This is a genomic window from Acidobacteriota bacterium (assembly GCA_019347945.1).
Taxonomy (GTDB): domain Bacteria; phylum Acidobacteriota; class Thermoanaerobaculia; order Gp7-AA8; family JAHWKK01; genus JAHWKK01.
The window spans coordinates 23,555-32,606 of record JAHWKK010000032.1; the positions used below are offsets into that span (position 1 = coordinate 23,555).

Genomic DNA, 9,052 nt, shown 5'->3' on the forward strand with positions numbered 1-9,052 from the left:
TGGAGTGCGGCGCACCCCGGCGCCGTCCTCAGCCGGCCTGGCGGAGGAAGCGGCCTGCGACCGGACCTATCCGCGCGGACTCGGTGATCCAGGGAGCATGTCCTCCGCCGACCACGTGCAGCTCGGCGCGGGGCATCAGCTCGACCATCCGCTCGCCCGTCTCGACCGAGCCGAAGGGATCGTTCTCACCCCAGAAGACCATGGTCGGTTGTCTCAACGCCTCGAGCTGCTCGGAAGTCAACCGCATCTCCGGTCGATTGCCTCTCAAACGGATCAGAGCGTTGAGTGTCGGAAGAAACTTCGCTCTGAAACCCGGAAGCTGCTCGGTTCTCAGCAGCAGCTCCGCCAGCTCGGGGGGGAGCGGGTACTCATTCACCATCCGGCTCAACTCCTCCACCTGGCCCTCCGATGGTGGACGAATTCGCGTCAGCAGACGCCCGAGGGGCCGGAAGGAAAGAAGTCGCATCGGCAGCGGTGCTGAGGTGTCGAGGACGATGGCCGGACAGCCGAGATGCACCATGGCGGTCACACGTTCCGGTCTGTCGAGTGCCAGCCATAACGTCCAGAGCGAGCCGAGCGAGTTGGCGACGAACGGCGCCGCGCTCAGTTCGAGCCCGTCGAGTACCTCGCCCAGAAAAACGCCAGTGTTGTGACGGAAGTCCTCGGTGAAGGCCTCGATGGTGTCGGTGAGTCCATAGCCGGGGAGATCGACCGCGAACAGGCGGAATCCATCGAGCTCTGCCATCAGGGGCGCCCACATCGCGCCGGGCGTTCCGATGCCGTTGAGCATCACGACCGGTGGTCCGTCGCCCGAGACCAGGACGTGAGTCTTTCCGTCGATTGATGGTACATCGATGAAGCGTGATTCGGCACTCACCTCGTACCGGTCGAGCATCCGTCTCTGCGCTTCGAAGAAATTCTCTCTCGCCTTCGTCATGACGAATCCGCCGTACATTCTGACAAATCGCGGCTGACGCCGTCGACGCCCGCGTCATGGGCTGACTTGGCAGATCACCAGGAGAGCGATACCATCTTCTATGGAAGCGGTTACCACGTATCGAAATACCGGGTCGAGATCATTGTCCCGGGGCGTCGATTGGCTATGCCAGAATCCTGCTTCGGCAGGAGCGCCGATCTCATTGTCGGAACCGCTTCCATTTTTCATTTCTCCCCATCCGTCTCGTACGCGGCGTTCTGATGGGTTGAGGGCGGCGCAAGGTGCGCCGCACTCGAAGGCGGCGCAGGGGTGCGCCGCAGTCCATAAGATCCTGCCTCAACCACAATCAGCGAAGCTGGTGAAGGCGGGCTGGAAGCCCGCGGTACTGCGCGGAGCGGAGACATTGCGCGAGCTCGTCACGGGGCGGCTCGGCAGGCGCCTCGCCCTCCCGGTGATGGGGGGAATCGCGCAAGCTGGCTCCTGAATCCTGGCTCCTGGATCCTGAATCCTGAATCCTGCCTAGCTTCGGTAGTCCGCGTTGAGCGAGACGTAGTCGTGCCCGAGGTCGGAGCTGAGCACGGTGGCGCGTCCTGGGCCGTTGCCGAGGGAGAGAGTGACCGGAACGCGCTCACGGGAGAAGATCCGCGCGGCGTCCTTTTCCCGGTACCCGTTCGGCTCGCCGTTCTCGATGAGCGTCAGCGGTCCGATCCGGAGCGAGACTTTCTTCGGTGAGAATTTTGCGCCGCTTCGTCCGACGGCCGCCAGAATCCGGCCCCAGTTCGGGTCGCCGCCGTGCAGCGCGGTCTTGACCAGAGGAGACGTTGCAATGGCATGCGCGGCGAGCTTTGCATCCCGGTGCGTTCTCGCTCCCGAAACCTCGACCTCCATCACGCGGATCGCCCCTTCACCGTCGCGCACGATCATCCAGGCGAGCTCGCGACAGACGCTCTTCAGCGCACCGAGAAACGCCGCACTCTCTTCGCCCCCGGCCATCGGGTCCCCTTCGAGACTTCCCGATGCGAGGAGGAAGACCGAGTCGTTCGTCGATGTGTCGCCGTCGACGGAGATCGCGTTGAAGCTTTCGGCTGCTGCCTCGACGAGAGCCTTCTTCAGGAAGGCCGGAGTCGCCGGCGCGTCGGTCATGATGAATGCGAGCATCGTCGCCATGTTCGGGTGGATCATCCCCGCCCCCTTGGCGACTCCGACGATCCGGGCACGCGTACCGTTCCAGTTGAACGTCGCGCGGGCGACTTTCGGACCGACGTCGGTGGTCAGGATCGCATGCGAGGCGGCGTCGACTCCGGTGGCCGAGAGCCGGTTGAAAGCCTCCGGAAGAGCAGACCGGACCCGGGTGTCGTCGAGAGTGACGCCGATGACGCCGGTCGAGGCGAGAAGGACCTCGTTCGGATCGCAGCCGAGCAGCTCGGCCGTCCGGCTCTGCACGCGCTTCGCCGCCTCGAATCCTTCGCGACCGGTGACTGCGTTCGCGCATCCGGCGTTGACGACGACCGCGCGCGCCCGTCCCGAAGACGCTTTGAGCGAGCGCTTCGAGATGTCGACCGGTGCCGCGGTGAAGCGGTTGGTCGTGAAGATCGCCGCGGCATTCGCGCCGTTCTCGGCGACGATCAGAGCGAGGTCGGGGCGCTTCTTTCGAAGACCCGCACGAATCCCCGACGCGACGAAACCCTTCGGCAGTCTCATCGCCCGCTCTCCCGGTTCTGCTTCGCGCGTGCCTTCTCGATTCTCTTCAGAGCGGTCGCTGCGGCCTTTCGGACGCGTTTCGGCGAAGTTCCGCCGGTCGCGGCTTTTCGGGCGACCGCCCGCGTCGCGTCGAGCTCGCGAAGATCCTCTTTCGTGATCTTTCCATCGGGCCCGAGCTCTGCCAGCGTGACGCCCTTCCGGATGGCCTCGCCGATGCGACGGCTGACGATCTCGTGCGCTTCGCGAAACGGGACATCTCGCGATGCCATCGAGTCCATGACCGCCGTCGAAAGAAGAAGATCGCTCGACGCTGCGGCTTTCATCCGCTCGCGATCGATGGTGAGCCCGATGACGAGTCTTCCGAGAGCGGGAAGCAGCGACTCGAGCAGCTCGAACGAGCGGAAGAGCGGTTCCTTGTCGAGCTGCAGATCCTTGTTGTAGGCGAGGGGAAGGCCGTGCATCAGCGTCAGGAATCCGCTCAGCTCACCGGCGGATCTCGCGGCGTGTGCGCGAACGAGCTCGAGAAGATCCGGATTCTTCTTCTGCGGCATCCGGGATGAACCGGTCGCGAGCGCGTCGGGGAACTCGACGTACGCCGTTTCGTCGGCCGAGAAGAAGATGAGGTCGGCAGCCATGCGCGAAAGGTGGCTCAGAAGCATGGAGCAGGCAAAGAGCGCGTCGGCTTCGAAGTCGCGGCTCGCGACGGAGTCGAGCGAGTTGCCGGTGGGCCGGCTGAATCCGAGCTCGCGGGCGAGCGATTCGCGGTCGATGTCGATCGGGGTACCGGCAACGGCGCCGCTGCCGAGCGGGCATTCGTCGCCGCGCTCGAGTGCCGATTCGAAGCGATCCACGTCTCGGAGGAGCATCTCGACGTACGCGAGGCACCAGTGCCCGAAGGTGACCGGCTCCGCCTGCTTGAGATGCGTGTATCCCGGCATGATCGAGTCGTGCTCTTCCTCTGCTTTGCGGGCGAGCGCCTCGGTGAGATCGAGGACCGGTTCGATCGCGTCGTTCACGGCCTCGCGGAGCCAGAGCCGGAGATCGGTTGCGACCTGATCGTTGCGCGAGCGGCCGGTATGAAGCTTCTTCGCGAGCGGCCCGACGATCTCCCCGAGGGCCGATTCGACGTACGAATGGACGTCCTCGTGGTCGTCGAGCGGGAGATTCTCCGTCCCCTTCTTCGCGATCGCTCGAAGCCCCTTCACGATCTTCGCGGCTTCCGCTTCCGTCAGAACCCCGGCCTGCTCGAGAGCGTGCGCCCACGCGATCGATCCTTGGACGTCGGCGTCGAGGAGGCGGTAGTCGACCGGGAACGAATCGTTCAGACGCTTCATCAGCGGATCCGTCTCCGTTTCGAACCTCCCGCCCCACATCGACTTTCGTGACATCGTATTCGTCAGCCCTTCGCGGCGATTGTATCGACCGCGATCGGTGCGAGGCGATGCCGCCCCTTCGTCGGAAGGCCGAAGAGCCGGATGAATCCGGCGGCATCGGTCGCGTCGTAGCCCGTCATGTCGAACGAAGCGAGGTCGTGCGAATAGAGCGACTCGGCGGATTTCCGTCCGACGACCGCGCATCCGCCTTTGAAGAGCTTGAGCGTCACCGTTCCGGAGTTGTTCCGGGCGAGGCTGACCGAAAAAGCTTCGAGGGCTTCCCGTAGGGGCGAGTACCACTGGCCGTTGTAGACGAGCTCGGCGTATCGCGTGGCGATCCGCTCCTTTTCGTGCGCCGAGTCGCGGTCGAGAGTGAGGGTCTCCAGCGCCCGAAGCGCCTGGTAGAGGATCGTGCCGCCCGGCGTCTCGTAGACTCCGCGCGACTTGATCCCGACGAGACGGTTCTCGACGATGTCGATCCGGCCGATGCCGTGGTTGCCTCCGATCCGGTTGAGCTTTCGGACCAGTTCAGCGGGTGCGAGCGATTCGCCGTCGACCGCGACAGGAATCCCTCCTTCGAAAGTGATCGACACGCGCTGCGCTTCGTCGGGCGCGGCCTCGGGGCTCAGCGTCATCCGGAACATCGATTCCTCCGGCTCGAAGTCGGGATCCTCGAGCGGGCCACCCTCGTGAGAGATGTGCCACAGATTGGCGTCGCGAGAATACGGATCCTTCTTCGTGACGGGGATCGGGATGTTGTGGGCAGTCGCGTAGTCGATCGCGTCCTCGCGGGAAACGATGTCCCACTCCCGCCACGGTGCGATCACCGGAAGCTGCGGAGCGAGAGCCTGATAGGCGAGCTCGAAGCGAACCTGATCGTTACCCTTACCGGTGCAGCCGTGAGCCAGACCGTCGCATCCGGTGGCCAGAGCGATCTCGACCTGCTTCCGGGCAATCAACGGCCGCGCGGTCGAGGTACCGAGCAGATAATCGGCCTCGTAGATTGCGCCGGAGCGAAGGACGGGAAAGAGATAGTCGCGGGCGAACTCGTCGACCGCGTCGATCAGATAGAACTCCGACGCTCCGGTGGCGTAGGCCTTTTCCTCGAGCCGGGCGGTTTCCTCCACCTGACCGACGTCGACGGCGACCGCAACCACCTCGCATCCGTAGTTTTCCTTCAGCCACGGGATGATGATCGAGGTATCGAGACCACCGGAGTAGGCGAGGGCGACTTTGTAGAGCTTGTTTTTCACTGTCAGTTCTCCTTCAGAATCTTTTCGAGCGTGCTGACGAAGCCAGCGAGCGTCTTTTTTTCGATGATGTAGGGCGGAAGAATGCGGATGACGCGATCACCGGCGGTACCGGCGATGAATCCGTGGTCGAACAGTTTGCCGACGATCGGAGCGGCGGGCTGATCGAGCTCGATCCCCTGGATGAGACCCGCGCCGCGGACGTCGACGATTCCGAGCGTTCCGACGAGAGGTCTGAGGCGGCTCTCCAGAAAGTCCCCGAGCGCGGTCACGTGGTCGAGAAGACGCTCGTTGGCGATCGTCTGAAGCACTGCAATTCCGAGCTGGCAGGCGACCGGATTTCCTCCGAAGGTCGTTCCGTGCATCCCCGGTTTGATGAGATTCGCGATTTCGCGCGTCACGAGAACGGCTCCGAGCGGAAGCCCGCCGCCGATCGGCTTCCCGAGCGTCACGATGTCGGGAAGGATGCCGCTGATCTGGTGAGCGTAGAACGACCCGGTGCGGCCGATGCCCGACTGGACTTCGTCGCAGATGAGGACCGCGCGGTGCTTTGCGGCGAGCCTGCTGGCCGCCTGCATGTACTCGATGTCGAGCGGAATGACTCCGCCTTCTCCCATGACCGGCTCGAGGATGACGGCCGATGTGTCGTGATCGATCGCCCGTTCCAGCGAAGCGATGTCGTTCGGTTTCGCGAACGCGACTTCGCTGGCGAGCAGCGGAGCAAACGGCGTCCGGTAGGCCTCGCGGCCGGTCACCGAAAGGCTGCCGAACGTTCTTCCGTGAAAGCTTCCCTCGAGAGCGACGAGCCGGGTGCGGCCGGGATTCGCGAGACGCGCGAACTTCAGTGCTGCCTCGTTCGCCTCCGTTCCGCTGTTGCAGAAGAATGCCTTCGACAGACCGGTGGCGTGGAGAAGCCGGTCGGCGAGAATCCCCTGCCACGGGTGGTAATAGAGATTGGAGACGTGCAGCAGTCCCTTCGACGCCGCGCGCAGGGCCCGTTTGATCGCCGGGTGTCCGTGCCCGAGTACGTTGACGCCGATCCCCCCGAGAAGATCCCAGCGGGCTACTCCTTCGGCATCGACGAGCTTCGCTCCTTTCCCGGAGCGCGGATGAAACGAGGTTCTGGCGTACGTACCGAGTACGTAAGACTCCTCCCGGAGCTCGACCGACTCGTTCGAGACGTCATGCTGCAACAAGGCGAGTCCCTCCCATTCCTTCGAAGATCGCATCCTGATGCCCCGCCGTACCGGCGACGATGACCTCCGAGACTCCCCGGCTGAGAGCCTCGACGCAGGCCTGGAGCTTCGGCAGCATTCCGCCGCCGACGACGCGATAGAGGAGCATTTGCCGGGCGGTATCCATCGTGATCCGCTCGATAACGCGCCCCTTGTCGTCGAGGACGCCGGGGACATCGGTCAGAAAGAGGAGACTCTCGGCACCGAGTGCGATTGCGATCGCGGCCGCCGCGGTATCGGCGTTGACGTTGAGGAGCGCACCGCTCTCGCTTCCCGCCACGGAGGCGATCACGGGGAGAAAACCGGCTTCCGCCGTCGCCCGGATGAGCGCCGGGCTGGAGCTCCGGACGGTTCCGACGAACCCGAGGTCGACCCCGTCGACCGGAGGATGGACCTCGGCGACGAGAGTCCCGCCGTCGACTCCGGAGAGTCCGGCAGCCGGCGTACCGGCGAGCCCGAGCTCCGCAACGAGCATTTTGTTGACCGTCCCCGCGAGTGTGGAGACGACGACGTCGAGCGTTTCGCGGTGGGTGATTCTGAGGCCCGCGTGGGTGAGCTTCGGGATTCCGAGGCGTGTCAGGTTCGTATCGACGCGGCGGCCTCCGCCGTGGACGACGGCGATTTTCCTTCCGCTGGCCCACGCCGAGGAGATTGCACCGAGTGCTGTGGCACGGGTGTTGGGGCTTTCGAGGAGACTTCCCCCGATCTTGATCACCATCCAGTCGTTCATGAGAGGCCCTCCGTTTCGGCATATCCGTGAATCCGGTTGAAGTTTTGAACTGCCTGTGATGCTGCCCCCTTGAGGAGGTTGTCGATGACCGAGACGACGACGGCGCGTCGCCCCTCGCCGAGAAGTTGGAATCCGATCTCGCAGTGCGGCGTACCGACGACGCTCCTGAGGCTGGGGAGGTCGCCGTGATCGAGGACGTGGACGAACGGAGCGGCGTCGTACGCCTCCGAATATGCGGCAGCCATCTCGCCGGGCTCGACCGAGCGGTCGAAGCCGATGTGGATCGTCGAGAAGATGCCGCGCGGAATCGGGAGCAGGTGCGGAACGAAGCTGAGAAACGCCGGGCCGTCGCCGAGCTGCGATGCGATCTCCGGCTGGTGCCGGTGACCGGCGACACCGTAAGCGCTGAAGTTCCCGGCGAGCTCGCCGAGCGAGTAGTCGACGCTCGCTCTCTTGCCGGCTCCCGAGACGCCGCTCTTCGCATCACAGATGATCGTGGCGCCGCCGAGAAGGGGGTCGAGAGGCCTGAGCGCGAGAAGAATCGAGGTCGCGTAGCAACCGGGGTTCGCGACGAGCGTGGCTCCCTCGAGCGATCCGTTGCACCACTCGGTCAGTCCGTAGACCGCCCGATCGAGAAGACCGGCCGAAGGATGGTCGAACCCATAGAAGAGAGGATAGAGAGAGGCGTCGCGGAGCCGAAACGATCCCGAGAGATCGATCGTGGTGATCTTCTCGGCGGCGAGTCGCGGCACGAGCTCGGCCGACAGCTCGTTCGGTGTCGCGAGAAACAGGGTGTCCGGATCGGTGGCGAGAAGCGCGTCGAAATCGAGCGCCTCGACTCTCGGCCCAGCCACCCCTCGCAGAGACGGATGGATCGACGCGAACGGCGCGCCGGCATTCGCCTCGCTTGAGAAGACCGACGCGATCTCGGCGGACGGATGCTTCGCGAGCAGCGAGACGAGCTCGGCTCCTGAATATCCGGTAGCACCCACGATCGAGACACGGTTTGTCATGTGATGTTCTTCAGCTCCTGAATGAAAAGGGAATGGGGAAGATGCGTCGCCCTGACTGGCGGTCAGGGCCTCGTACGAAGGAGCTTCCTCGTGGGGGAGGAGAGCGAGGCGTGAATTCGATCCGACAGAGCCTTTGCGGTTCTGGCGGAAACCGTCGCGACGAACACGGTGTCGTCGCCCCCGATCGATCCGACGATTCCCTCGAGTGCGGCATCGTCGATCGCCCGCGCGAGCGGCTGTGCCTCCGCGGGAGGAGTTCGAAGGACGATGAGATTTCCCGCCGGGATCGCCGAGATCACCAAGGTCTGGACCGCGGCGTCGAACCGCTCCTCCCGGCTTTCACGCGGAGTGAACTGGGCGACGGTCGCTCCGAGGAGAGAATCCGGCAGAACGTAGCCATCGGGACCCTTGATCGCACCAAGCTCGCGCAGGTCGCGCGAGAGCGTCGGCTGGGTGATCTCGAAGCCTCGGGCTGCCAGAAGGTCGAGGATCTCCTGCTGAGACGTCGATGCCGTCTCCCGGATGATCCTTGCGATCTCGTCTCTTCTCTGGATGGTCGAGTGCATGTTTATTCATATTCCAGCATAAATATGCGTTCAAGGCAAGGGTTTATTCCAGGCAGGGCGGGGTCGGGGGGGGTAAAATATAATTTAAAACCAATTAAATCAACACGCGCACATCGGGGAGGGTAATTTAGAATGTGAATAACCCCACCCCACACCCAGCAGGGGGGGGGGTGGGGGGTGTTGAGAATGTGAAGGTATAAAAAAAAACACCGCGAAGTATAGAAGTTATAAAAAAAAAGTAGTTCCT

Annotated in this window: 8 protein-coding genes; all 8 read right to left on the reverse strand. The window is 63.8% G+C overall.

Annotated elements, in window-relative coordinates:
- Positions 1-28 precede the first annotated feature (28 nt).
- Positions 29-937 (reverse strand): alpha/beta hydrolase, encoded by a 909-nt coding sequence (locus KY459_15285; protein MBW3566072.1) that lies wholly within the window; start codon positions 935-937, stop codon positions 29-31.
- 519 nt (positions 938-1,456) lie between these two features.
- Positions 1,457-2,638, reverse strand: a complete 1,182-nt coding sequence (gene argJ / locus KY459_15290; GenBank protein ID MBW3566073.1) for a bifunctional glutamate N-acetyltransferase/amino-acid acetyltransferase ArgJ — start codon at positions 2,636-2,638, stop codon at positions 1,457-1,459.
- Positions 2,635-3,972, reverse strand: a complete 1,338-nt coding sequence (argH, locus tag KY459_15295; protein MBW3566074.1) for an argininosuccinate lyase — start codon at positions 3,970-3,972, stop codon at positions 2,635-2,637. The genes argJ and argH overlap by 4 nt, the downstream gene beginning before the upstream one ends.
- Positions 3,973-4,034: 62 nt before the next feature.
- Positions 4,035-5,264 carry an argininosuccinate synthase gene (locus KY459_15300; GenBank protein ID MBW3566075.1) on the reverse strand — a complete coding sequence of 410 codons (1,230 nt, stop codon included), beginning with the start codon at positions 5,262-5,264 and terminating at the stop codon, positions 4,035-4,037.
- A gap of 2 nt (positions 5,265-5,266) precedes the next feature.
- Complete coding sequence (locus KY459_15305) at positions 5,267-6,490, reverse strand: acetylornithine/succinylornithine family transaminase (protein ID MBW3566076.1); 1,224 nt, start codon at positions 6,488-6,490, stop codon at positions 5,267-5,269.
- Positions 6,444-7,226, reverse strand: a complete 783-nt coding sequence (argB, locus tag KY459_15310) for an acetylglutamate kinase (GenBank protein ID MBW3566077.1) — start codon at positions 7,224-7,226, stop codon at positions 6,444-6,446. The genes KY459_15305 and argB overlap by 47 nt, the downstream gene beginning before the upstream one ends.
- Complete coding sequence (gene argC / locus KY459_15315; GenBank protein ID MBW3566078.1) at positions 7,223-8,239, reverse strand: N-acetyl-gamma-glutamyl-phosphate reductase; 1,017 nt, start codon at positions 8,237-8,239, stop codon at positions 7,223-7,225. The genes argB and argC overlap by 4 nt, the downstream gene beginning before the upstream one ends.
- A 62-nt stretch (positions 8,240-8,301) precedes the next feature.
- Positions 8,302-8,805 carry an arginine repressor gene (locus tag KY459_15320; GenBank protein MBW3566079.1) on the reverse strand — a complete coding sequence of 168 codons (504 nt, stop codon included), beginning with the start codon at positions 8,803-8,805 and terminating at the stop codon, positions 8,302-8,304.
- Between the last annotated feature and the right edge of the window lie 247 nt (positions 8,806-9,052).